General features: G+C 66.9%; 25 protein-coding genes. 19 read left to right on the top strand and 6 right to left on the bottom strand.

Features of this window, described 5'->3' with window-relative positions:
• Nucleotides 1-49 precede the first annotated feature (49 nt).
• From sucD to EPAKOI_RS18765, 4 genes are all read right to left on the bottom strand, one after another.
• The gene (gene sucD, locus EPAKOI_RS18750) at nt 50-922 is read right to left on the bottom strand and encodes a succinate--CoA ligase subunit alpha (protein WP_423194267.1); all 873 of its coding nucleotides are present in this window, start codon (nt 920-922) and stop codon (nt 50-52) included.
• The gene (sucC, locus tag EPAKOI_RS18755) at nt 910-2,103 is read right to left on the bottom strand and encodes an ADP-forming succinate--CoA ligase subunit beta (protein WP_423194268.1); all 1,194 of its coding nucleotides are present in this window, start codon (nt 2,101-2,103) and stop codon (nt 910-912) included. The genes sucD and sucC overlap by 13 nt, the downstream gene beginning before the upstream one ends.
• Before the next feature lie 196 nt (nt 2,104-2,299).
• Nucleotides 2,300-2,617: a LysR family transcriptional regulator gene (locus EPAKOI_RS18760; RefSeq protein ID WP_423194269.1), complete on the bottom strand. Its 318-nt coding sequence runs from the start codon at nt 2,615-2,617 to the stop codon at nt 2,300-2,302.
• 111 nt (nt 2,618-2,728) lie between these two features.
• A complete protein-coding gene (locus EPAKOI_RS18765) occupies nt 2,729-3,688 on the bottom strand; it encodes a LysR family transcriptional regulator (protein ID WP_124685254.1) in 960 nt (319 codons plus the stop codon).
• Between the two features lie 211 nt (nt 3,689-3,899).
• On the opposite strand from EPAKOI_RS18765, the gene oxlT (EPAKOI_RS18770) reads away from it, so the two are divergent.
• The 4 genes from oxlT (EPAKOI_RS18770) to oxlT (EPAKOI_RS18785) all read left to right on the top strand — a co-directional run bounded on the left by oxlT (EPAKOI_RS18770) (nt 3,900) and on the right by oxlT (EPAKOI_RS18785) (nt 8,649).
• On the top strand, nt 3,900-5,240 hold the full coding sequence (gene oxlT, locus EPAKOI_RS18770) for an oxalate/formate MFS antiporter (RefSeq protein ID WP_124685253.1): 1,341 nt from the start codon (nt 3,900-3,902) through the stop codon (nt 5,238-5,240).
• Between the two features lie 47 nt (nt 5,241-5,287).
• The gene (locus tag EPAKOI_RS18775; protein ID WP_423194270.1) at nt 5,288-6,199 is read left to right on the top strand and encodes a LysR family transcriptional regulator; all 912 of its coding nucleotides are present in this window, start codon (nt 5,288-5,290) and stop codon (nt 6,197-6,199) included.
• Between the two features lie 248 nt (nt 6,200-6,447).
• Entirely contained in the window at nt 6,448-6,660 is a 213-nt protein-coding gene (locus EPAKOI_RS18780) for a hypothetical protein (protein ID WP_124685251.1), read from the top strand.
• A gap of 666 nt (nt 6,661-7,326) precedes the next feature.
• Entirely contained in the window at nt 7,327-8,649 is a 1,323-nt protein-coding gene (gene oxlT, locus EPAKOI_RS18785) for an oxalate/formate MFS antiporter (RefSeq protein ID WP_124685250.1), read from the top strand.
• A 185-nt stretch (nt 8,650-8,834) separates the two neighbouring features.
• On the opposite strand, the gene EPAKOI_RS18790 is transcribed toward oxlT (EPAKOI_RS18785), so the two are convergent.
• Together EPAKOI_RS18790 and EPAKOI_RS18795 are read right to left on the bottom strand one after the other, a co-directional pair.
• Nucleotides 8,835-9,848, bottom strand: coding sequence for an alpha/beta fold hydrolase (locus EPAKOI_RS18790; protein ID WP_423194271.1), 1,014 nt, complete (start codon nt 9,846-9,848; stop codon nt 8,835-8,837).
• 140 nt (nt 9,849-9,988) lie between these two features.
• The gene (locus EPAKOI_RS18795) at nt 9,989-10,609 is read right to left on the bottom strand and encodes a TetR/AcrR family transcriptional regulator (protein ID WP_124685248.1); all 621 of its coding nucleotides are present in this window, start codon (nt 10,607-10,609) and stop codon (nt 9,989-9,991) included.
• Between the two features lie 283 nt (nt 10,610-10,892).
• Here EPAKOI_RS18795 and EPAKOI_RS18800 point away from each other — a divergent pair, with 283 nt between their 5' ends.
• The 15 genes from EPAKOI_RS18800 to EPAKOI_RS18870 all read left to right on the top strand — a co-directional run bounded on the left by EPAKOI_RS18800 (nt 10,893) and on the right by EPAKOI_RS18870 (nt 24,289).
• Nucleotides 10,893-11,279 (top strand): helix-turn-helix domain-containing protein, encoded by a 387-nt coding sequence (locus EPAKOI_RS18800; RefSeq protein WP_124685247.1) that lies wholly within the window; start codon nt 10,893-10,895, stop codon nt 11,277-11,279.
• Between the two features lie 360 nt (nt 11,280-11,639).
• Entirely contained in the window at nt 11,640-12,968 is a 1,329-nt protein-coding gene (hmgA, locus tag EPAKOI_RS18805; protein WP_423194272.1) for a homogentisate 1,2-dioxygenase, read from the top strand.
• Nucleotides 12,969-12,987: 19 nt separating this feature from the next.
• Nucleotides 12,988-14,253, top strand: a complete 1,266-nt coding sequence (fahA, locus tag EPAKOI_RS18810) for a fumarylacetoacetase (protein WP_423194273.1) — start codon at nt 12,988-12,990, stop codon at nt 14,251-14,253.
• 468 nt (nt 14,254-14,721) lie between these two features.
• On the top strand, nt 14,722-15,483 hold the full coding sequence (locus EPAKOI_RS18815) for a beta-ketoacyl synthase chain length factor (protein ID WP_423194274.1): 762 nt from the start codon (nt 14,722-14,724) through the stop codon (nt 15,481-15,483).
• Nucleotides 15,476-16,252, top strand: coding sequence for a lysophospholipid acyltransferase family protein (locus EPAKOI_RS18820; protein WP_313836887.1), 777 nt, complete (start codon nt 15,476-15,478; stop codon nt 16,250-16,252). The genes EPAKOI_RS18815 and EPAKOI_RS18820 overlap by 8 nt, the downstream gene beginning before the upstream one ends.
• Complete coding sequence (locus EPAKOI_RS18825; protein ID WP_313836885.1) at nt 16,239-16,508, top strand: phosphopantetheine-binding protein; 270 nt, start codon at nt 16,239-16,241, stop codon at nt 16,506-16,508. Before EPAKOI_RS18820 ends, EPAKOI_RS18825 begins: the two co-directional genes overlap by 14 nt.
• 40 nt (nt 16,509-16,548) lie before the next feature.
• On the top strand, nt 16,549-16,806 hold the full coding sequence (locus EPAKOI_RS18830; RefSeq protein WP_124685241.1) for an acyl carrier protein: 258 nt from the start codon (nt 16,549-16,551) through the stop codon (nt 16,804-16,806).
• 8 nt (nt 16,807-16,814) lie between these two features.
• The gene (locus tag EPAKOI_RS18835) at nt 16,815-17,372 is read left to right on the top strand and encodes a hypothetical protein (protein ID WP_423194275.1); all 558 of its coding nucleotides are present in this window, start codon (nt 16,815-16,817) and stop codon (nt 17,370-17,372) included.
• On the top strand, nt 17,365-19,101 hold the full coding sequence (locus EPAKOI_RS18840) for an AMP-binding protein (protein ID WP_423194276.1): 1,737 nt from the start codon (nt 17,365-17,367) through the stop codon (nt 19,099-19,101). Before EPAKOI_RS18835 ends, EPAKOI_RS18840 begins: the two co-directional genes overlap by 8 nt.
• Nucleotides 19,098-19,871 (top strand): glycosyltransferase family 2 protein, encoded by a 774-nt coding sequence (locus EPAKOI_RS18845; protein ID WP_423194277.1) that lies wholly within the window; start codon nt 19,098-19,100, stop codon nt 19,869-19,871. Before EPAKOI_RS18840 ends, EPAKOI_RS18845 begins: the two co-directional genes overlap by 4 nt.
• Nucleotides 19,868-20,866 carry an acyltransferase gene (locus EPAKOI_RS18850; RefSeq protein WP_124685238.1) on the top strand — a complete coding sequence of 333 codons (999 nt, stop codon included), beginning with the start codon at nt 19,868-19,870 and terminating at the stop codon, nt 20,864-20,866. The genes EPAKOI_RS18845 and EPAKOI_RS18850 overlap by 4 nt, the downstream gene beginning before the upstream one ends.
• Before the next feature lie 23 nt (nt 20,867-20,889).
• On the top strand, nt 20,890-21,306 hold the full coding sequence (locus EPAKOI_RS18855; protein ID WP_423194278.1) for an acyl-CoA thioesterase: 417 nt from the start codon (nt 20,890-20,892) through the stop codon (nt 21,304-21,306).
• Nucleotides 21,303-21,689 (top strand): LolA family protein, encoded by a 387-nt coding sequence (locus EPAKOI_RS18860; protein WP_423194279.1) that lies wholly within the window; start codon nt 21,303-21,305, stop codon nt 21,687-21,689. Before EPAKOI_RS18855 ends, EPAKOI_RS18860 begins: the two co-directional genes overlap by 4 nt.
• Complete coding sequence (locus EPAKOI_RS18865) at nt 21,637-21,927, top strand: hypothetical protein (protein WP_423194538.1); 291 nt, start codon at nt 21,637-21,639, stop codon at nt 21,925-21,927. Before EPAKOI_RS18860 ends, EPAKOI_RS18865 begins: the two co-directional genes overlap by 53 nt.
• Entirely contained in the window at nt 21,920-24,289 is a 2,370-nt protein-coding gene (locus EPAKOI_RS18870; RefSeq protein WP_423194280.1) for an MMPL family transporter, read from the top strand. The genes EPAKOI_RS18865 and EPAKOI_RS18870 overlap by 8 nt, the downstream gene beginning before the upstream one ends.
• Nucleotides 24,290-24,293: the final 4 nt, after the last annotated feature.

The following is a 24,293-nucleotide window of genomic DNA, read 5'->3' on the forward strand; positions in this document are numbered from 1 at the left end:
TCCGCCGCTTCGGTGCACAGGGGGGGCGGGGCCAGCCCGCTCCCGCTGCCTATTTCAACGCCGCCGCCATCGTCGACCCCAGTTCCGCGGGCGACATGGCCACGTGGACGCCGGCGCCGCGCAGGGCGTCGATCTTGGCCTGTGCCGCGCCAGTCCCGTTCGAGATGATGGCGCCCGCATGGCCCATGCGGCGTCCCGGCGGCGCCGTGGCCCCGGCGATGTAGCCCACCACCGGCTTGCGCCGGCGCGCGTCGCGCAAGAACCGCGCCGCTTCCTCCTCGGCCGAGCCGCCGATTTCCCCGATCATCAGGATGCCTTCGGTCTGGTCGTCGGCCATGAACAACGCCAGGCAGTCGATGAAGTCCGTGCCGTGCACCGGGTCGCTGCCAATGCCGATGCAGGTCGATTGCCCGAGCCCGGCCGCCGTGGTCTGCGCCACCGCTTCATAGGCCAGCGTGCCCGAGCGCGACACCACGCCGATCCGGCCCGGCGCGTGGAGCGGCCCCGGCATCGCGCCGATCATGCACTGGCCGGGCGTGATGATCCCCGGGCTGTTCGGCCCGACAAGGCGGCTGGCGGAGCCTGACAACGCCCGCTTGACGCGCACCATGTCCATGACCGGCACGCCTTCCGTGATGCAGACGATCAGCGCGATGCCGGCGTCGATGGCCTCCAGGATCGCATCGGCGGCCGACGCGGGCGGCACGTAGATGACCGACGCATTGGCGCCGGTGGCCTCAGCCGCCGCGGCCACGGTGTCGAACACTGGCAGGCCCAGGTGCGATTCGCCGCCCCGGCCCGGCGTGACGCCGCCGACCATGTTCGTGCCGTAGGCCAGCGCCTGTTCGGCATGGAACGTACCCTGCGCGCCGGTAAAGCCCTGGCAGATCACGCGCGTGTTCTTGTCGATCAGCACAGGCATGGCGCTCCTTTCTTGCGGCTGGCGCCGACGGCGGCCACGATTTTCCCGGCTGCCTCGGCCAGATGGCTGGCGCTGACGATGGGCAGGCCCGCATCGCGCAGGATCTGGCGGCCCAGGTCGGCACGGATGCCTTCGAGCCGGACGACGATTGGCAGGGTCAGATCGGTGTCCCGCACGGCGGCGACCACGCTTTCGGCCATCGCGTCGCAGTGGACGGTGGCGCCAAAAAGGTTGAGCAGGATGCCTTCGACCTGCCGGTCGGCCCGCAGCAGCCGGAAGGCTTCAGCGAAGTGTTCCGGGGTGGCGTCGCTGCGCAGGTCGAGGAAGCTGGCCGGTTCGGCGCCGCCCAGCCGGACGAGGTCCATGGTGGCCATCGCCAGGCCGGCGCCGTTGGCCACGCAGCCGATATTGCCGCCCAGCCGCACATAGGCCAGCCCGTGGTGTGCCGCCTCGGCCTCGGCAAGGTCTTCCTCGCTCTCGTCGCGCATGGCCTCGATCTCGGGATGGCGGAAGAGGGCGCTGTCGTCGAACCGGAAGGTCGCGTCCAGCGCGATCAGGTCGCCGCAGCCTGTGACGCCGAGCGGATGGATTTCCAGCAGCAAGGCATCGAGCTCGACAAAGGCGCGGTAGGCGGCATGGACAAAGCGCGTGGCGGCGTCTACCTGCCGGCCGGACAGCCCCATCGCGCAGGCCAGCCGGCGCGCATGGAACGGCTGGATGCCGGTGGCCGGATCGATCGTCACCTTGAGGGCGCGGGTGCCCGCGTCGACGTCGGGGGCGGCCAGCATGGCGACACGCGACGTGGCGCGGTCGATCTCGATGCCCAGGAACAGCTCGCGCTCCACCTCCACGCCTTTCTCGACGTAGAAGCGCCGCACCGTCCGGCCCGCCGGCCCGGTCTGGCCGGTCACCAGGGTCTGGCCCAGCATCTGGGCCGCGTGGGCCTGCACCGCGTCGATCGACGTGGCGACGCGGACGCCGCCCTGTCCCGAATCATCGCCGGCAAAGCGCCCTACATCGCGGCCGCCGGCGTGGATCTGCGCCTTGACGAGCCAGACCGGGCCTCCCAGCTTGCGTGCGGCGTGGGCGGCCTCGTCCGGCGTGAAGGCCACGCAGCCCGGGGGGACGGGCACGTCGTAGCGCCTCAGCAGCTCCTTTGCCTGATGCTCGTGAATATTCACGTGTCTCCTTGTGCGTCTGGCCGGCAAACTGCTGCCGGTCTGATATCGTTATTGGAATATGGTATGTGATATACCAACGAATGCAAGGAGATGTGCTGGAAAGGATGCTTGGGGCCACAACCGCCGATAAAAGCAACGGGCCCCTTGAAGGGGCCCGCAGCGGAGGGTGTCGGCGCCAGGAAGGCGTTACGCGGAATCAGTTGATGCCGGCGCCTTCGCGGGCCTTCAGGTACGCGTTCTTCTTGTCGAAAATCAGCTGGCTCAGGAACGGCGCGTCATAGGCCGTGAGCAGGTGGGCATGGTAGTGCTCGATGTAGCGCGTGACGCGCGTCTTCTCGCATTCGATGCCGCAAAGCCAGTCGAACATCGGCATGTCCCAGCGGAAGCGCAGGCCGAGTTCTTCGAACGCGGCGTTGAAGGCTGCCAACTGGTTGTCACGATCAGGACGGCGCATCTCGCTGACGGCCGCCGACATTGCGGCGGTGGCGGGCGCGTCTGACTGGAGGTGGTTCATGATCGTCTCCTCGGGTTGAACAACACACGTCTTTCGCGTGTGGAGTGGAGCTTAGGCCCGGGGAACGATTTACGATAATTAAAGTTTCAGCGAAAAACCATAAGTCATCGTTTATGTATGGGATGACTTGGGCCGATGGGGGCGGATCAAGCCTTCCACGCCCGTGATCTGCTGGATCAGCGTGTGGCCTTCCTCCATCAGGAACTGCTTGAAAGCCAGCGCCACAGGCGGCAGGCGCTTGTTCTTGCGGTGGACGACATACCAGTTGAGCATGACCGGGAAGCCCTGGATGTCCAGCACCGCGAGCTTGCCGGCCTGCAGCTCCAGCCCCACCGTGTGTGCGGACAGGAACGCGATGCCCATGTTGGCAATCACGGCCTGCTTGATCGTCTCGGTGCTCTTGATCTCCATGGCGATGCGCAGGTTCGACAGCCGGCCGGCAAAGCCTTCCTGCATCGAGTTCCAGGTGTCCGATCCTTTCTCGCGCGACACGAACGCTTCCTCGGTCAGGCCGGCCAGCGGGATGTTGCGCTCGCCCACCAGCGGGTGGTTTGGCGCGGCGACGATCACATAGGGGTGGGGCGCGAACGGCTCGGCGATGGTATCCATGCCCTCCGGCGGGCGGACCATCACGGCCAGGTCGGTCAGGTTGCCGCCCAGCTGGTGCAGGAGTTCCTCGCGGTTGTGCACGGCAAGGTTGAGCGTGACGCCATCATGCCGGTTCATGAATTCGGCCAGCAGCCGCGGGAAGAAATAGTCACCGGCGCTGATCACGGCGACGTTGAGCCGCCCCCCGGATATACCCTTAAGCTGCGCCATCGCGTCTTCCGCTTCGCGGAATTGCTGGATGATGCTGCGGCTGTAGTGGAGCATCTCGGTGCCCGCCGGCGTCAGGTAGATGCGTTTGCCGAGCTGTTCGAAGAGCGGCAGCCCCACGTGCTGCTCCAGCTGCCGAACCTGTGTGGAAACAGCGGGTTGGGTGAGGTGCAGTTCCTCCGCCGCGCGCGAAAAGCTAAGGTGGCGGGCCACCGTTTCGAATACTTTCAGCTGGCGCAGCGTGGCATTCTTCATTGAACGATTTCCCGCAATCTATAAACGATCGTCAATGATCATAATAAAAAACTTTATGCTGTGCTGATCTAAGTTTGAAGTAGCATCAATCCACGAATTCAGTGCCGCAATGTCAGGCGCTCATTCAGTAGTGAAAGTCGGGCGTCCCCCCAGGCCAGCCCACAACGCGCGCCGCAGAGCGCGAAAGACACTAATGCAAGGAGACAACGACATGGCGCACTTCGATGCGACAGGCCCCGCCATGGGCGACACCAACGGCGGTCTGCTCCGCAACCGCTGGTTCCAGCTATTCATCGGCGTACTTTGCATGGGCCTCGTGGCGAACCTCCAGTATGGCTGGACGCTGTTCGTGACGCCCATGAACGCCAAGCACCATTGGGGCGACTCTGCGATCCAGGTCGCCTTTTCCATTTTCATCGTCACCGAAACCTGGCTCGTGCCGCTGGAAGGCTGGCTCGTCGACAAGTTCGGCCCGCGTCCCGTGGTGGCCGGCGGGGCGATCTGCGCCGGGCTGGCGTGGGTCATGAATTCCTATGCCACGTCGCTGCCGATGCTCTACACGGCCGCCGTGATCGCCGGGATTGGCGCGGGCGGGGTCTATGGCACCTGCGTGGGCAACGCGCTGAAGTGGTTCCCGGACAAGCGGGGCCTGGCCGCCGGCCTGACCGCGGCCGGCTTTGGCGCCGGCTCGGCCCTGACCGTGATCCCGATCGCCAACATGATCCAGAAGTCGGGCTACGAGCATGCGTTCTTCACGTTCGGCATCCTGCAGGGCGTGCTGATCTTTGCGATGGCGCTGCTGCTGGTGAAGCCGCAGCCGCCGAAGGGCGTGAAGGCCAACAAGGCCATCCTGACCAACCCGGTGGAGTTCACGCCGGGCCAGATGGTGCGCACGCCGGTGTTCTGGGTGATCTACGCCTCGTTCGTGGCGGTGGCGGCCGGCGGCATCATGGCCACGGCGCAGCTGGGCCCGATTGCCAAGGACTTCGGCTTCGCCACGATGCCGGTGACCATGCTGGGCATGACGCTGCCGCTGCTGACGATGACGCTGTCGATCGACAACCTTTGCAACGGGCTGACGCGGCCGCTGTGCGGGCTGGTCTCGGACCGCATCGGGCGCGAGAACACGATGTTCGTGATCTTCATCGGCGAGGGGCTGTCGCTGATCGGCCTGCTGGAGCTGGGACACAACCCGTACTGGTTCATGCTGTTTGCGGCGCTGACGTTCTTGTTCTGGGGCGAGATCTTCTCGATCTTCCCGGCGCTGTGTGCCGATACGTTCGGCAGCAAGTTTGCCGCCGCCAACGCCGGCACGCTGTACACGGCCAAGGGCACGGCCGCGCTGTTGGTGCCGCTGGCATCGGTGCTGTCGCATACCGGGGGCTGGAACCTGGTGTTCGCGGTGGCGGCCGTCATGACCGTGGCCGCGGGGCTATCGGCAAAGTTCGTGCTGCAACCGATGCGCCGGCGCTTCATCACCGGCCACGCGGCGGCCAGGACGGTCGGCGACAACGGCTACCTGGCCGGTCTATCCACGGGCAAAGGCGAATAGCCGGCGCTCCCAACCCCAGCAGTCCCCGCACAGGAAGGAGCGGCACCATGAATGTTTCGCTTCCTCAGTTGAAGGCGTTCGCCGCGGTGGCGCGCCAGAAGAGCTTTACGCGCGCGGCGGCCGAGCTTGGCCTCACGCAGTCGGCCATCAGCCGCAGCGTGCGCGAGCTGGAAGAAGAAATCGACCAGCGGCTGTTCGATCGCACCACGCGGCAGGTGGAGCTGACCGACGCCGGCGAGATGCTGTCGCAACGCATCTGCCATCTGATCGAGGAGGTCGAGCAGACGCTGCGGGACAGCCACGGCACCTGCAAGCCATCGCAGGGCACGGTGCAGATCGCTACCGATCCGGTGCTGTCGTCGATGTCGGTGCCGATGTGGCTGGCCGGGTGCCGCAAGGCGTGGCCGGGCATCGGCATCACGCTGCGCGACAAGGCGCATGACTCGGTGCTGCAGAGCGTGCGCAGCGGCGAGGTCGATTTCGGCATCGCCAGCAACCCCGCCGCGTGTGACGACCTGTATTGCGAGCCGCTGTGCACCGATCCGCTGCAAGCGGTCCTGCCGGCGGACCATCCGCTGGCAGCACGCGAATCGCTGGGGTGGGGCGAACTGGCCGACGCGTCGGTGCTGGCCCTCGATCAGAACTCGGGCGTGCAGCCGGCCGTGGAGCGCGCGCTGTCCACGTACCACGTGCGGCCCGGCTCGCTGCAATTGCTCGGGCATTTCGCGGCCATCTTCGGCATGGTGGCGATGGGGCTCGGCATCGGCGTCGTGCCGTCTCGCGCGCAGGCCAGCGGCATGGCGCCAGCCGCGGTGTTGCGCCCGCTGCGGCCACAGGTGACGTCGAACGTCATGCTGGTCCGGCGCAAGGCCCGGTCGCTGAAGCCTAATGCCGCGGCCGTGTGGGACAACCTGCGCGCCCAGGAGTACGACCAGAGTTTGCTGAAGAAAGTAGGGTAGGGCGATGAACGGGATTCATCTGGTGCGGTGCGATAGCGTGATTTGTGTCGCTATAGGCATTTTCCGATGCTGATCTGCCCGTAGCGCCCCCTTCGACATCTTCTTTTGAGATGCACAACGCACCCCACGGGGTGCGTTGTTGTTTTTGGAGCAAACTCTCTACTGATATACCACATACCAAATATTTACAGACCTCGCAGTGCAGCATATAATGAATCCACCTTGATCCTTACGACTTAGGAGTTTTCATGAACGCCACGCTGCTTACCATCCTCGCCCTCGGTGTCCTTTCGCTGGGTGTCACCGTCACTTACGTGCTCGCCACCGTCCTGCCGATGGGTCTGCTGACCACCGCCCAGGAACACGGCCGTTTCGCTGGACTGGGCTCGTCGGAAGAATCGACCGGCATCGGCAGCTCGGCTTCGGACATGGTGCTCCAGCCGCGCTTCCTGCACGCCTGATCGCCATTCAGTCAGTCAGCAGTCTTAGGTAGTTGCAGTCTGGGTGTTGTAGCGGCCGGCAACCCCCGCAGTAGTTGAGTTCAAGCAGTCCTCAGCGGCCGTCTTCTCTGCAGTTCTCCATGCCCCTGCGCCCGCGGACCTCAGGTCCCGACGCAGTCCGGCAAACCTCCCCATTCCTTGACGATTTGTCTGCCTCGCGCCTCGCCGCACGGCCCGCGCTTTCGCGTCGCCATGGCGAGATTTCAGCGTTTCCGGGACTCCGGACTTTCCCTAGCACGGGTTATCCGTGACATGCGCCGCAGCATTTTTCATTGATGCCCGATCCATTTCCAAGTGGTTGATCCGAAAGGGAAGTGCCCGGCCTGGCGATGCAGTTTTCATGCGACCGCTGCACCAGTGCGGACCATCTCGCCACTGCGCACTTTCGATTGTCTTCTTGAGCAGTCAGGTATCGCGCCGAATCGGCTTGACTTGGTTGATATATCACATACTGTATAGCACTAGGACGGTTCAGCCGGCCGCATAACAAGACAGCACAACAGACTCAGCATAAGAAGACTCACCACAACAAGACCTACCCAAGAAACACCAGGCAGTAGACACCATGGCATCCAATGCAGATGCCCATTCCACAACGGTGGGACCACCCACCTAGAAGGAGACACCATGGAAAGTCAGCAAAGCGCACGCGCGCAAGCGTCGTGGTATGCATCGCCGTGGATGCAGCTCGTATTTGGCGTGATCTGCATGGCGATGATCGCCAACATGCAATACGGCTGGACACTGTTCGTCAACCCGATCGACGAGAAATACCACTGGGGCCGCACGGCCATCCAGGTGGCGTTCACCATTTTCGTGGTGACCGAGACCTGGCTCGTGCCGATCGAAGGCTACCTCGTCGACAAGTACGGCCCGCGCCCGGTGGTGGTGGGCGGGGGGCTGCTCTGCGCAGTGGCCTGGGCGTTGAACTCGGTGGCCTCCACGTTGCCGATGCTGTACGTGGCCGCCGCCATCGGCGGGGTGGGTGCCGGGGCGGTCTATGGCACCTGCGTCGGCAATGCGCTGAAGTGGTTTCCCAACCGTCGCGGGCTGGCGGCCGGGCTGACCGCCGCCGGGTTTGGCGCCGGTTCCGCGGCCACCGTGGTGCCTATCGCCAACATGATCAAGACCAGCGGCTACGAATCGACGTTCCTGTCGTTCGGCCTTGGCCAGGGCCTGATCGTGATGCTGCTGGGGGTGCTGCTGCTGCCGCCGTCGACCAAGATCCTCGGCGAAGTGAAATCGACGCTGAAGGCCGCCGCCACCTACAACGCGTCGCCGCGCCAGGTGCTGTCGTCGCCGATCTTCTGGGTCATGTACGCGATGTTCGTGATGATGGCAGCCGGCGGCCTGATGGCGACGGCCCAGCTCGGCCCCATCGCCAAGGATTTCGGCCTGCATGACTCGCCAGTGTCGATCATGGGCCTGACGTTGCCGGCCCTGACCTTCGCGCTGACCATCGACCGCGTGCTGAACGGGCTGACCCGGCCGTTCTTTGGATGGGTATCCGACAACATCGGCCGTGAAAACACGATGTTCCTGGCGTTTGCGGTGGAAGCGGTGGGCATCCTGCTGCTGGCCCGCTACGGCCACAACCCCGTGGCGTTCGTGGTGCTGACCGGCATCGTGTTCTTCGCCTGGGGCGAGATCTACAGCCTGTTCCCGGCCACCTGCGGCGACACGTTCGGTCCCAAGTTTGCCGCCACCAACGCCGGCATGCTGTACACGGCCAAGGGCACGGCAGCGCTGCTGGTACCGTTCTCAAGCGTCATCACGGCCGCCACGGGCGACTGGTACGCGGTGTTCATGCTGGCGTCGGGCATGGCTGCCATCTCGGCACTGATGGCGATCTTCGTCCTCAAGCCGATGCGGGAAGCCCACGCAAAGAAGTACGTCCAGGACGCCTCGACGCCGATGGGGTATCGCGCGGTACCTGAAGATCTGACGTGATCGTCTGATTGCTGGACCATCCCTGACGAGAAAGCCCGCGAAAGCGGGCTTTTTTTATGGCGTGGAAGGTTGTTGGTAGCTGTTTAGCAATTAACCGCCAAGCGTCCCAATCATCAACGAGCGCTTCCGGCCATGGCCGGAAGCAGGGCGGGGCGAGCAGGGTAGGGGGTGGCCAGGTGGCGGCTTCAGTGCGGCGCGGACGTCTGGCGGGCCGGCGCCGTGCGGATGGGCGGCACGGCCGGAGCGGCGGCCAGTCCGCAGATGAAATGGGCGACATGCGACACGACTTCCGCATCGCGCAGGATGCGACGATGGCCCAGGCCCTCGGTCGTAATGAGCCGCGCGTCGGGCCACGCGCCTGCAATGGCCGCGCCGTCTTCCCAGCGCACTTCCTTGTCGTCGCGGTCGTGGATGACCAGCACGGGCGGCACGGGCCGCGTACGGCCGATGTCGGGCACGTTGAAGGTCGACCACGGTGCGCCCAGCCACTGTTCGCTCAGCGCGCGCATGCGGTCGAGCACGCGCGGCGCGGCGCCGAGACGCCAGGCGAGCGTGGAGCAGGCGTCGTACATGTCGGCGGGCGAGCCGATCATCGCCACGCCGCGGGTCGGCAATCCCTCGCGGATGGCCTGCGCCGCCGCCGCGCCGCCCAGCGAGTGGGCGACCACCGCGTGGACCGGCCCGACATGCCACGCCACCGCCAGCAGCGAGCGCGCCATCTCCAGCACCGACGACTGCTGCTGGCCACGCGCGCCGGCATCGGACGCGCCGTGCGACAGCGCGTCGAAGGCTACGACGCGCATCCCGGCCGCCAGCAGCCCGGTCGCCATCGCGTGCCATTGCCCGGCGTTGCCGCCCCAGCCATGCGCCAGCAGCACCACCGGGCCCTTGCTGCCCCAGCGATACACGCGCACGCGGCGGCTGCCGCCCTGGCCGGTCACGAGGGCCCATTCGGTGCGCGCAGAATCGAGCAGGCGGCGACCTTCGGGGCTGATGCGCCCTTGCGGCGGGCTAAACCAGAGGCGTTCCAGCGCGTGCGCGGTCGCCGTCGGAAAGAACAGGCTGCCGGCCTGCCAGCGCAGCCGTTGCCAGGCCGCGACGGCGGCCTCCAGCGTTTGGCCGAGGCCACGACGATTCGGGGGGGTGCCACGCGGCGAGGACGGGGCGGGGCGGGATGTGGATGACAGCACTTGCGGCACGACGAATACCTCCGGCTGAAACGTTGCCCACCTGAGCGGCGGCAAGACCCTTTTGGGTGAATTTTTTTATGCTTTACGACCGACCGGTCGTGCTATTTTCCAGGCAAGAAAACCCGGCAACCTTGCCGTGGGAACTGGATTCAATATGGCCGGGCGGACGCCTCGGCGCGATTCTCTCTGAAGTCATTGACCAGCCGCGCGAACGCGCGACGGGCCATCGTTTCGGCGTCGCTGCGCGCCATCAGCCGCGAAGCCTGGTGGTACGACATGCCCACGCCGACCATCTCGAACGCAAACTGACGCGCGTCGGTGTCGGCGCGCAGATCGCCTTCGTCGATGGCGTCGCTCACGACGCGCACGATGGTGCTGTGCCAGTCCTTGAACGCCTGCACCAGCTTGTCGCGTATCACGCCAGGCCGGTTACGGTACTCCTGGGACAGCGCCATGAACACGCAACCGCCTTCGCTCACGGCGCCGGCAATCCACGTCAGATATCCGTCGAACAGGGTCTCCAGCCGCCCGGCGCCGCGGTCCACGCGCATGGCCGGCTGCACGACAATTTCCGAGAACCGTTCCATCGCGCGGCCCAGCACGGCTTCCTGCAGCGCCTCTTTCGACTTGAAGTGGGCATACAGGCCGCTCTTCGACATGTTGGTGTCGGCGGCCAGCGAGGCCAGCGACAACTGCTCGAAGCCGACCTGCGACGCCGCCTGCAAGGCCTGTTCGATGATCGCGGTGCGCGTGAGCTGTCCCTTTTGCATGCGCTGGAGAATAGCACGACCGGTCGGTTTGTCAACTTGCCTTGTGCCACACATGGACGATACTGATGTGGCGTCAACGCAAAGCGTGCATTCTCGTTATGTGGGGGCGGGAGGAGGATGATGTGCGGTATCCGTCTTTTGGACGAGGGTCCGGGCGTCAGGATCAAGCCATCATAAGAAATCTGTAAAAGTGTTCCACAACAGACCTTACGGAACGCTTAACGTGCTCTATACTCGAATGCACGTCCGCGCACTTTTTTTTCACTGGTGACTGGAGACCGACATGAACAGTACAGCCGTGCCAAGAGGCGCTAGCGAACCGTTCCGGCAACTGCGGGCGTTGCGTCGAGCGCGCAAGCTCAAGCAGGAGGACGTCGCCCGTAAGGCCGGGATTTCCCGCGAGGCATATCTTCGTGCCGAATCGGGCCAGGCCGACCCGCGCATGTCCACTTTCCTGGCGGCCTGCGAGGCGCTGGGGCTGGAAGTCGTGCTGGCGCCGCAACACCTTGCCGCCGACGTCAACGCATTCATTGCCAGCCGCAACGGCGGCGTGACGGCGGCGTCGATGGCAGGCCAGCCCGCCCAGGCTGCAGCGCCGGCTGCATCGAGCCCCACGTCAGGTGGATTCGGTTCCGGATCCACGCCGGGAGAGGGCCACAAGCCCGTCTGACCCGAGGAATTCGTGACAGGGCAGGTCGATCGATCTGCCCTGTCGTGCATTTCCATCCAAGCCAGGCCGTCCGGCCTGTGCCGTGTCCTGCCTGTCCGGCGCCCCGCGCGGGCGTTGTCCCAGCGTCGCCCGCGCCGCTGCTTTCCGCTTTTTTCCCGTTTCCACCTTCCTGTCCGCCCGCTACACCGGCTGGCCCGTCCCCGCTCGCCTATCGTAATTGTGGTTTGACATCGCGCGGCAACGTGATTACGATTTGGTGAATCAGTTTTACTATTCGTAATTCACGGACGTGGCGACCACGCCATGCCAATGAGCCGCACGCTGGCCTGCCGGCCGGCGGAGGTGTGAGAGGAAGACTTCATGACGCAGACACAATTGCACGCGGCCGAGACGCAGGTGGCCCAGTACATGTCCGGCTTTGCCAACGAGTTCGCCACGGAAGCGTTGCCCGGCGCGCTGCCGGTGGGCCGCAATTCCCCGCAGCGGGCGCCGTACGGCCTGTATGCCGAGCAGATTTCCGGCACGGCGTTTACCGCGCCGCGCGCCCACAACCGGCGGTCATGGCTGTACCGGATGCGCCCGGCGGCCATGCACAAGCCGTTCGAGCGCATCGACAACGGCCGCTGGCTGAGCCGTTTTGACGACGTGCCGCCGTCGCCCAACCAGATGCGCTGGAATCCGCCGCCGATGCCGGCCGCGCCCACCGACTTCGTCGACGGCATCGTCACGATGGCCGGCAATGGCGGCCCGGAGGCGCAGACCGGCTGCGGCATCCACCTGTACCTGGCCAACCAGTCCATGCAGGACCGGTTCTTCTACAACGCCGACGGCGAGATGCTGATCGTGCCGCAGCAGGGCCGCCTGCTGATCGCCACCGAGATGGGCCGGCTGGCCGTGGAGCCGCAGGAGATCGTCGTGATTCCGCGCGGCGTGCGTTTCCGCGTGGAACTGCTCGACGGCCAGGCGCGCGGCTATATCTGCGAGAACTACGGCGCGCTGTTCAAGCTGCCCGACCTTGGCGTGATCGGCTCGAACGGCCTGGCCAACCCGCGCGACTTCCTGACGCCCGTGGCCAGCTACGAGGACCGCGAAGGCAGCTTCGAGCTGATCGCCCGCTTCCAGGGCAACCTGTGGCGGGCCGAGATCGCCCATTCGCCGCTGGACGTGGTGGCGTGGCACGGCAACTACGCGCCGTACAAGTACGACCTGCGGCACTTCAACACGATCGGTTCGATCAGCTTCGACCATCCGGACCCGTCGATCTTCCTGGTGCTGCAGGCGCCGTCGGACACGCCGGGCGTCGACACCATCGACTTCGTGATCTTCGGCCCGCGCTGGCTGGCCGCGCAGGATACGTTCCGCCCGCCCTGGTTCCATCGCAATATCGCCAGCGAGTTCATGGGCCTGATTGCCGGCGTCTACGACGCCAAGGCAGACGGCTTTGCCCCGGGCGGCGCCAGCCTGCGCAACTGCATGAGTGGCCACGGCCCCGATGCCGAGACGTTCGAGCGGGCCAGCGCGGCCGATACGGGCACGCCGCACCACATCCACGACACCATGGCGTTCATGTTCGAGACGCCGGGCGTGATCCGGCCCACCCGCTACGCCGCCGAATCGGCGCTGCTGCAGCACGACTACTACACGTGCTGGCAGGGCCTGAAGAAGCATTTCAATCCGAACGTGCGCTGATTTCCGGAGTGCCACAACAATGACCGCCCCCAAGACCAGCTGGGTTGCCTCGGCCAACGACGGCAAGACCGATTTCCCGCTCCAGAACCTGCCCTACGGTATCTTTTCCGCCGCCGGCGGCACGCCGCGCGCCGGTGTGGCCATCGGCGACCAGGTGCTCGACCTGTCTGTGCTCGACGACGCCGGCCTGCTGCCAGCTGCCGCCCGCGGCACGTTTGCCGGAGCCAGCCTGAACCGCTTCATCGCGCTGGGCAAGCCCGTGTGGTCGGAAACGCGCGCGCGGCTGACCGCCCTGCTGTCCAGCGACGACCAGACGCTGGCCGGCAACGCGGCGCTGCGCGACAAAGCGCTGGTGCCGATGGCATCGGCCACCATGCACCTGCCGGTGGACATCCCCGGCTACACCGACTTCTATTCGTCGCGCGAGCACGCCACCAACGTCGGCCGTATGTTCCGCGACCCGGCCAACGCGCTGCTGCCGAACTGGCTGGAAATCCCCATCGGCTACAACGGCCGGGCCAGTTCGGTGGTGGTCAGCGGCACGCCGTTGCGCCGCCCGAATGGTCAGATCAAGCTGCCGGACCAGCCGCGCCCCGTGTTCAGCCCGTGCCGCAAGCTCGACTACGAGCTGGAAATGGCGTTCATCGTCGGCAAGCCGTCGACGCTGGGCGAGCCGGTCAGCACGGCCGACGCCTCGTCGCACATGTTCGGCATGGTCATCCTGAACGACTGGAGCGCCCGCGACATCCAGCAATGGGAATACGTGCCGCTGGGCCCGTTCAACAGCAAGGGCTTCGGGACGTCGATCTCGCCATGGATCGTGACGATGGAAGCGCTCGAACCGTTCCGCAGCGACAACCCCGAGCAATCGCCCGAGCCGCTCGACTACCTGCGCCAGCCCGCGCGCAACGCCTACGACATCGCCCTGGAAGTGGCGCTGCAACCCGCTGGCGCCCCGGCCGCCACCACGGTCTGCCGCACCAACTTCAAGGCGATGTACTGGACGATGGCCCAGCAACTGGCTCACCACACCGTGTCCGGCTGCAACGTCCGCGTGGGCGACCTGATGGGCTCCGGCACGATCAGCGGCACCACGCCCGATTCGTTCGGCAGCCTGCTGGAAACCACCCGCAACGGCGCCGAGCCGGTCACGCTGGCAGATGGCACCACGCGCGGCTTCCTGGAGGACGGCGATTCCGTCGTCATGACGGGCTGGTGCCAGGGGGAGGGGTATCGGGTGGGTTTTGGCCAGGTGGAGGGAAAGATCCTGCCAGGCAAGCGCTGATATACCGTAGATTTCCGATCGTGGGAACGGGGCGGGAGCAGTCTGTGAGGGCTGCTTCCGCCCCGTTACATTTGCGCAGGAACGTTACGGTTGCGCCATAGCCTCGCGCGCACCCTTTATGCGAGAATTCGGCCCTGACAAAAACGCGGGGTAGAAGTTCGTGATGCCCGCCTTGCCCCCTGTCGGAGGGGTGCAGGCGAGGTTGCCGGAACCGACACCATGAAAGCCGTTGCGGCGCACGCCGGCATGTCCGGACGCTGCCGGCGCCGGGCCAGGGCGACGAACGCCCGCGCGCTACAAAAGACATACAACGTCGCCGATCTGATCGGTCTTTGACACTAATTTCAGGGAAAAATGCGGAACTGTCCCCGGGGTCGCGCGGACATGGGCGCCTTGCGCGCGCCATTCTCGTTCGCCGTGGCCAACGCCTGAGGCGAGCCCGGGTTCACATTCACCCACGCGATTGGCATGGCAATGGAATTTGGAATTCGCGCATGGGCGGCGATAGCGCCGGCATTGCATACGCCTGAAGCCTGGCAGGCCTGGGCGTTGGCGCCCTGGCTGCCCGATGGCGCGGCCCTGCCGGCGCTCCAGGCCATGGCCCCGATGTTGCGCCGGCGCGTCAATGCAATTGGCAAGGCAGCCCTGCATCCCACTTACGACGTGGTGGCCGAGCCCGGCGAGGGCGACGTTGCGCCCCACCGTCCCGCTGTCTTCGCATCGCGCCATGGCGATACCCAGCGCGCGTTCGAGATGCTCAGCGAGCTGGCTGCCGGCGAGCCGTTGTCGCCCACCGCGTTCGGGCTGTCGGTCCACAACGCGATCGGCGCCATGTTCACGATCGACCGGGGCGACGCCTCGAACCTGCAGGCCGTCGCCGCAGGGCGCGATACGGTGGAAACCGCGGTCGTCGAGGCCTGCGCCCTGCTGGCCGACGGCGCCGACGAGGTCCTGCTGGTCTGCTACGACGCGCCGCTGCCCGAGGCCTATGCCGAATTCGCCGACGAGCCGGGCTGCCTGTATGGCTGGGCCTGGCGCATCGGCCGTCCCCAGGCCGGCAAACCTGTTTTCACGCTCGACATCGTGCAGCCGCGCAGCGCTGGCGACAGCCATCCCGTCCGCCACGCGCTTCCCCATGGGCTCGATGTGCTGCGGTTCATGCTGGCAGGCGAACCGGCACTGCAGCATCGTGGCGAGCGCGCGATCTGGAGGTGGCAACGTCATGGTTGAACGCCTGGACCGCATGTGGCGGGTCTGCGCCACCGGCTTCTGCTTTTCCAGCTTCGGCGTGGGCGGCCTGCTGCTGCGGGTGCTGGTGTTTCCGGTGCTGGCGATCCTGCCGTGGTCCACGCAGACACGCCAGCGTGCCTGCCGCGGCCTGATCCATCACGCCTTCCGTCTGTTTGTCTGGCTGATGCACACGGTGGGCGTCATCCGCCATGAAGTGCGCCATGCCGAGCGCTTGCGCCGGCAGGGCCTGCTGATCGTTGCCAACCATCCGTCGCTGATCGACGTGGTGTTCCTGATGTCGCTCACGCCGCGTCCGGATTGCGTGGTCAAGTCCGCACTCGTGCGCAACCCGTTCACGCGCGGTCCGGTGCTTGCCACCGGCTGGGTCCGCAACGATGCCGGCGCGGCCATGGTCGACGACTGCATCGCCTCGCTGCGCGCGGGCAACAACCTCATCATCTTTCCCGAAGGCACGCGCACGCGTCCCGGGCAGGCGCTGCAACTGCTGCGCGGGGCGGCGAACGTGGCCGTGCGCGGCGGGTTCGCGCTGACGCCGGTGGTCATCCGCTGCCATCCGCCCACGCTGACCAAGGGCGAGAAGTGGTACCACGTGCCGGTGCGCCGGCCGCGGTTCGTCATCGACGTCCATCCCGACGTGGCGGTATCCGAATGGGTGCCGACGGGGCTGGACGACGCGCTGGCTGTGCGTCACCTGACGCAATCGCTATCCGAATTTTTCTCCAGGGAGATCCGCCGTGAAGGCGCTTGAGCAAGAAATCAAGGAACTTATCATCTCGTCGCTGTCCCTCGAGGACGTGACCGCGGATGATATCGACCCGGCGGCGCCGCTGTTCATCGAAGGTCTCGGCCTCGATTCCATCGACGCGCTGGAGCTTGGCCTGGCGCTGCAGAAGCGCTATGGCATCACCATGAATGGCGACAAGGAAGCGGTTCGCGCCCGCTTTGCCAGCGTGTCCGCGCTGGCTGCCTTCGTGGCCGAACAGCGCGGGCAGGCGCCGGCCTGATCCATCGACACAGTAATCCTGCCCAGACACGGAGTCCGACATGACCCATGACGAAATCTTCGCGCGCGTGGCCGCGGTTCTTGAGGAAACCTTCGAGATCGAGCCGGCCCGCATCACGCCGGAGGCGCGTCTGTACGACGACCTCGACATCGACAGCATCGACGCGGTGGACCTGCTGGTGAAGCTCAAGCCAATGCTGAACAAGCCGCTCAAGCCCGAGCAGTTCAAGTCCGTGCGCACCGTGCAGGACGTGGTGCAGGCGCTGGCGCTGCTGATCGACTCCCCGGCAACGGCCTGACGCCGAGCATGGCCTGGCGCAAGTGGGGGCTGGGACTGCTCACGCTGTCCTATCCGCTGGTGATCTACCTTGGGCTGCAGCATTTCTCGCCGCGCGTGATGGCGCTGGCGCTGGTCGCGCTCGCGCTGCTGCGCGCGGGGACGAGTCGCCAGGCCGGCTGGCGCGTGATGGCGCTGCTGGCGGCCGCCCTTGCGGTGGTCGTCATGGCGTCCGGCCACGCGCTGCCGCTGAAGCTGTACCCGGTGCTGGTCAACGTGGCGATGCTGGGGGTATTCGGCTGGACGCTGCGCTATCCGCCCACGCTGGTCGAGCGCCTGGCGCGGATGCGGGAGCCGGACCTGCCGCCGAGCGGGGTGGCCTACACGCGCCGCGTCACGCAGGCATGGTGCGTATTTTTCGTCTGTAACGGCACGATTGCGACCATCACGGCCTTTGCCGCCAATGACCGAGTCTGGGCGCTCTACAACGGCGCCATTGCTTATGGCCTGATCGGCGCGATGTTCGCCGGCGAATGGCTCGTGCGCCAGCGCGTCAAGGCGCGCGGCGCGGAGAAACGTCATGGTTGAGGGAAAGCCGGCGTGGACCGGCCTGGGTGGGGTCATGGCGGCGCTGGCCGCTGCGCCGGTTGCGCGATGCGTGGCAGGCGATGCCGCCAGCGGTGTCGGCGCCCAACGCTTCGTGGCGCGTGCCGCAGCGTGGCGCCGCATGCTGGCCGATGCGCCCGGCGCGCGCTGGGCGATCCATATCGAGGATGTGGCCGAGTTTGCCGCCGCGCTGTTCGGCGCCTGGTATGCCGGCAAGCACGTGGTGCTGCCGGGCGATACGCGGCCCGAAACGCTCGCGGCGCTGCGCTCGGAGAGCGACGGCTGGGCCGGTGAATTGCCCGATGCCCGCGTGCCTGTCGCCGCCACGGACGCGGACCTCGACCCCGACGTCGATTGGCCGATGCTCGCCACCCACGACACCTGGGTCACGCTGTTCACGTCCGGTTCCACCGGCGTGCCGGGCGCGATCCACAAGCGGCTCGCGCAGCTGGACGCGGAAGTCCACACGCTGCAACAGGCGTTCGGGCAGCACTGCACCCCGGATACGCGCGTACTCTGCACCGTTTCGCACCAGCACATCTATGGCCTGCTGTTCACGGTGCTGTGGCCGCTGGCGGCGGGGCGTCCCATGCGTGCAGCCCGGTTTGCGTTCCACGAAGAACTGGTTGCGGCATGCCAGGCCGATGCCGCTCCCGCCGTGTTCGTCAGCAGCCCCGCCCATTTGAAGCGCATGCCGGCCGCGCTGGACTGGGCCGCGGTACGCAGGTCGGTCCGCGCGGTGTTTTCTTCGGGCGGACCGCTGCCGCCCGAAGCCGCCGCCGATGTGCTGCGCCATATCGGCCACTCGCCCATCGAAGTGTTCGGCAGTTCGGAAACGGGCGGCATCGCATGGCGCCAGCGCACCGTGCACGCCGATCGCTGGAGCGCGCTGCCCGGCATTGCGTGGCGGCTCCAGGACGGCTACCTGGCGGTCCGCTCGCCGCACCTGCCCGATGACGGCTGGCATGTCTGCGCGGACCGCGCGCTGCCTGCCGGTGACGACAGCTTCGTGCTGGCAGGCCGGGCCGACCGCATCGTCAAGATCGAGGAGAAGCGCATCTCGCTGACCCAGATCGAGCAGTCGCTGGCCGCCGCGCCGGGCGTGCGCGAAGCGCGGGTGGTCATGGTCGAACTCGATGTCGGCATGCGTGTGGCCGCCGCCGTCGTGCTGGACGAAGCCGCTCACGCGCAGCTCGAAGCGGACGGCCGGGGTGCGGTGAGCGCCGTCCTGCGCAAGCATCTGGCTGGCGCCATCGACCCGGTGGCCCTGCCGCGCCGCTGGGCGTTCCTGCCCGCGCTGCCTTGCAACGCGCAAGGCAAGACCACTGAAGCGATGCTGCGCGAAGTGTTCCGCCGCACGATGCCAGAGGTGCGCTGGCTCGACCACGACGCAACATCGGCGACCGCCGAGCTGTACGTGGCCGAAGACCTTGCCGTGTTCGACGGACACTTTCCCGGGGCGCCGATCGTGCCCGGCGTTGCACAGGTAGACTGGGTCATGGCGCTTGCGCCGCAGAAGCTCGACGTGCCGCCGCGTCGACGCTTCGCGCGGCTCGACGTGCTCAAGTTCCAGGCCGTCATCCGCCCCAACAGTACCGTGCAGCTAGCGCTGATGTGGCAGGCCGACGTGCGCGCGCTGGGGTTCCGGCTGACTTCCGACGCCGGGCCGCACGCCAGCGGCCGGATCATGTTCCATCCCGAAGCGCCATGAGCCCCACGCAGCGGTCCTGCTCCGATGCCAGCTTCCGGCCCGTGGTGCTGGTGCCCGTCTACGACCACGAAGGCGCGATCGGCGCGATGGTCGACGCCATCCTGCGGCATCCGATTCCGTGCCTGCTGGTCGATGACGGCAGCGGCCCGGCCTGCGAGCGCGTGCTGCGCGAGATTGCCGACGCCCATCCCGCCCGCATCCGCCTGGTGCGCCTGCCGCAGAACCAGGGCAAGGGCGGCGCGATCATGGCGGGCTTCGAGGCGGCCGCGGAACTCGGCTACACCCACGCGCTGCAGATCGATGCCGATGGACAGCATGACGCCACGTGCATTCCACAGTTCCTCGCGCTGGCCGAAGCCGATCCCCAGGCGATGATCTGCGGGCATCCCGTCTACGACGCGTCGGTGCCGAAGCACCGGTTGTACGCGCGCTACCTGACGCATGTCTGGGTGTGGATCAACACCCTGTCCTTCGAGATCCGCGATTCGATGTGCGGCCTGCGCGTCTACCCGCTGGCCGCGGTTACGCGGCTGATGCGCGAGGTACGGCTGGGCCGCCGCATGGAGTTCGATACCGAGGTGCTCGTGCATCTGGTGTGGCGCGGCGTGCGGATCGTCAATGTGCCCACGCGCGTCACGTATCCCGCCGACGGCGTGTCGCATTTCCAGGCGTTGCGGGACAACGTGCTGATCTCGCGCATGCATACGCGGCTGTTCTTCGGCATGGTCTGGCGTCTGCCGCGCCTGCTCTGGCGCAAGGTGGCGGCATGAGCGCGGCGCACTCGAATCCGGCAAGCACTGCCGCCGCGGCACGCTCGCGCCACTGGAGCACGATCGGTGAGGTCACATGCGTCTGGGGCGTCTGGTGCCTGTATTTCCTGAACCGGATCTTCGGCCGCACGCTGTTCCGCCTGGTCGTCTATCCGGTGGTCAGCTACTACTGGCTGACACACCCGCTCGCCCGCCGCTCGTCGCTCGACTTCCTGACGCGCGTGGAGCGCACCGCCGGCACCATCGGTGGCCGGCCCACGTGGCGGCATACGCTGCGCCACCTGTTCTCTTTTGCCGATACGCTGCTGGACAAGCTGCTGGCCATCGGCGGCCAGTATCGATTCGGCAGCGTCAGGCGCGAAGGCAACGAGGTGCTGCTCGAACAGATCGCGCGCGGGCAGGGCGGCATCATCATGACCGCGCACATGGGCTGCCTGGAGCTGTGCCGGGTGCTGGCCAACCAGCGCAACGGCATGCGGCTGACCGTGCTGGTCCACACGCATCATGCCGAGCGTTTCAACCGCATCCTGTCGCGGATCGATCCCAGGTCCGGCGTGCAGCTTTACCAGGTGGACGATATCTCGCCCGCCACGGCGCTGGAATTGACCGCCAAGGTGCAGGCCGGCGAGTTCGTGGCCATTGCTGGCGACCGCGCGCCGGCCCACGGTGGCCGCGCGGTACGGGTGCCGTTCATGGGCGACCCGGCGCGCTTTCCCGTCGGCCCCTATGTGCTTGCCGCGCTGATGCGCTGCCCGCTCTATGCGATGGGCTGCGTGCGTCAGCGCGAGGGCCATCTGCTGCGCTTCACCGAGATCGCACACGAGGTGAACCTGCCCCGGGCGCGCCGCGAGCAGGCGCTCGTGGCGCTGGCCACCGCCTACGCCGCGTGGCTGGAGGCACTGGTCGTGCAGTCGCCCTACGACTGGTTCAATTTCTACGAATTCTGGGCCGACGATCCCGTGACCGTCGGCCGCCAGGGCGCGCAGGAGGCTTGAGCGGCCTGCGCTCACCGATTCCCATGTCAAAAGTCATCCACCACGCCATTACGCTGACCCCGGCTTTCCACGATCTCGATCCGATGAACGTGGTCTGGCACGGCAACTACATCCGCTATTTCGAGCTGGCGCGTTGCGCGCTGCTGCAGACCATCGACTACGACTACCCGCAGATGCGCGATTCGGGCTATGCGTGGCCGGTGGTCGACCTGCGGGTCAAGTACGTGCGGCCGCTGGTCTACGGGCAAGCGGTGGTCGTGCACGCGTCGATCGTCGAATGGGAGAACCGGCTCAAGATCGACTACGAGATCCGTGATGCCGCATCCGGCCAGCGCCTGACGAAGGGCTACTCGATCCAGGTGGCCGTGGACATCGAGACGCAGGAGATGCTGTACGTCTGCCCGCCGGTGCTGCTGGAAAAGCTGGGGATCACGCCATGAACCGCCGCCAGTTGCTGCGTGGCGTGCTGCTTGGCGCGGCGATGTTGCTGGGCTTGCCAGCCCATGCCGCCGATCTGCTTGGCGATGTCGCCGCGCGGCTGGCCGATGCGCCGGTGATCCGCGGCCAGTTCGAGCAGACCCGCAAGCTGCCGGGTTTCAGCCACCCATTGGTCTCGCGTGGCGATTTCGTGCTGGCCAAGAGCCGCGGTGTGGTGTGGGCAACGCGCGAGCCGTTTGCGTCGAGCCTGCTGGTCACGCCCGACCGGCTGGTGATGCGGGGGGGCGGACGGCAAGGTGCAGCAGCAGATGCAGGCCGATTCGCAGCCGGCGATGCGCGTGGTTGGCGAATCGATGATCGCCGTGCTGCGTGGCGATCTGCGTAGCCTGCAGACGCGCTTTGACGTCACGGGCAAGCTCGTCGGCAAGGCGGGCTGGACATTGACGCTGACGCCGACCGACGCCGGCATGCGCCGCGTGTTCACCCGCATCGAGCTCGCGGGCGACAGGTTCGTGCGCGATGTCCGGCTGGAAGAGGCGGGCGGCGACAGCACCGTCGTGAAGATGATCGGTCCCGTCTCGGCCGCCAGTCTGACGCCCGCCGAGGAGCAGCGTTTTGAGTGAGACGGCGGGCGTGGCGATGCGCGGCGGGCTGACCCGGATCGAGCGATGGCTCGCCGTTGGCTGGCTGCTGTTCGTGCTGGCGCTGGTGGCACACCAGGTGGCGTTCTGGCGGGCATCGCGGCTGGATACCGACGTGTTGGCGCTGCTGCCGACGAGCGAGCGCACGGCGACGGCGGACCGCGTGCTGCGTCGGCTGGCCGAAGGCGTGGAGCAGGAAGTGATCGTGCTCGTGGGCAGCGACGACTGGTCGCGCACGCGCGCCGCCGCCGAGCGGTTCAGCGCGGCCACGGCGCGGCAGGCGTCCCTGCTCAAGCCCGTCGACAAGATCGCGGCATTCGATTTCGATGCCGCGCTGGCGTTCTACCGGCCGTGGCGCGATCGGTTGCTGACCGATGCGCAGCGCGCGCAGCTTGCCACGGCCGATGCCGATACGCTCGCCCAGCAGGCCCTCACCAGGCTGTACCAGTTGTCGACGGGGCCGCGCCTGACCGACTGGGCGGCAGACCCGCTGGGGCTCTGGCAGGACTGGTGGCTGTCGCGCGCGGCCGTCACCCGTGTGCACGAGCGTGATGGATTGGCGTCGCTGTCGGGCGATGGCAAGGAGTGGGCGCTACTGTCGTATCGCATTACCAAGCCGGCTTTCTCCGTCAGTGGCAGCACGGACTACAGCGATCTGCTGGTCGCGGCCGAGCACGCGGCGCGGCAGGGCGACGATGGCGTGCGGGTGATTGCCGCCGGCATCCCGCTGCATGCGGAGGCCGCCGCCGCGCAAGCCAACTGGGAGATGAACGTGATCGGCTGGGGCTCGCTGGCCGCCGTGCTGCTGCTGGTGTGGCTGGCGTTCCGGTCGCTGCGGCCGATCTTGCTGGTCGGGCTGTCGTTGGTGATCGGCACGGCCGCGGCGATTTCTGCCACCGCCATCGTCTTCGACCGGGTACACCTCGTCACGCTGGTGTTCGGCGCCAGTCTGGTCGGTGTGGCCGAGGATTTCGGCATCCACTACTTCGTCACGCGGCAGTCGATGCCGCGCGCGACGCCGCCCGCCGTGATGCGGTTCCTGTTGCCGGGCCTCGCGCTTGCGCTGCTCACGAGTGTCGTGGCGTACATGGCGCTGGGCGTCGCGCCTTTCCCTGGCTTGCGCCAGATGGCGCTGTTCTCGGCCGTCGGGCTTGTCTGCGCCTTCCTGACCGTGGCGTTCTGGTTCCCGCTGCTCGATCGCGGCACGTTGCGCCAGACCCGGCTGTCCACGTGGCTGGCCGGCAGCCTGGGCCGCTGGCCCAGCGTTCGCAACGATCGACGCACGTGGATGGCGCTGGCCGTGCTGGCATTGTTCATCGTGCCGGGCGTCTTGCAGGTACGTGTGGTCGACGATGTGCGCCAACTGCAGAGTTCGCCGCCTGCGCTGGTGGAGGCGCAGCGCACCGCCGGCCGATTGCTCGGCACGCCCAGCCCGGCGCAGTTCGTGCTCGTGCGTGGCGCCACGCCCGACGAGGTGCTGGCGCGCGAGGAAGCGGTCAAGGCAAGGCTCGGCGATGCGATCGCGCGCGGCGATCTGGCGGGATTCCTTTCGGTGTCCGACTGGGTACCGTCCGCTGCCCGCCAGCGCGCCGATGCGGCGCTCGCTGATCGGCAGGAAATTGCGGTACGCCAAGGCGTGGCGAGGGCGCTCGGCGGTACCATCGCCGCGCCCGGCGCGAAGGGTGGCGATGCCGTGCTGACCCTTGATGCATGGCTCGCGCATCCGGTGTCCGGCACGCTGCGCCACCTCTGGCTGGGACGCGAAGGCAATGGCTACGCCAGCGTGATGCTGCTGCGCGGGCTGGACAAGCCGGCGGTGATGCCGGGCATCGCGCGGGCGGTTGGTGAAGTGCGGGGCGCCGAATGGGTGGATCGCATCGCGGATCTGTCGGGCCTGCTGCGCCACTACCGCGTGCTGATGAGCTGGCTGCTGCTGGCCGGTGCGGCGGGGGTTGCGCTGTTGCTGGCGTGGCGCTACGGGCGTGCCGGATGGCGCGCACTGTTGCCCACGCTGCTGGCGGCGGCCATCAGCGTGGCCGCGCTCGGCTGGCTGCACGTGCCGTTGCAGTTGTTCTCGGTGCTCGCACTGGCACTGCTGCTTGGCGTGGGTGTCGACTACGGCATCTTTCTGCTGGAGCATCCGGGCGATGGCGTGTCGTGGACGGCCATCGTCCTTGGCGCGGCCAGCACGCTGCTTGCGTTCGGCCTGCTTGCGCTGTCGTCGACGCCGGCGTTGCATGCGTTTGGCATGACCATGCTGACCGGCGTGGGTGCCGTATGGTTCTTGTCGCCGTGGTTTCGCCCGGCGGCCAGTCCACCCCATCACAACATTGAACAGGGTTGATCCT

The organism is Cupriavidus sp. H18C2, from assembly GCF_049393795.1.
GTDB lineage: Bacteria > Pseudomonadota > Gammaproteobacteria > Burkholderiales > Burkholderiaceae > Cupriavidus > Cupriavidus pauculus_C.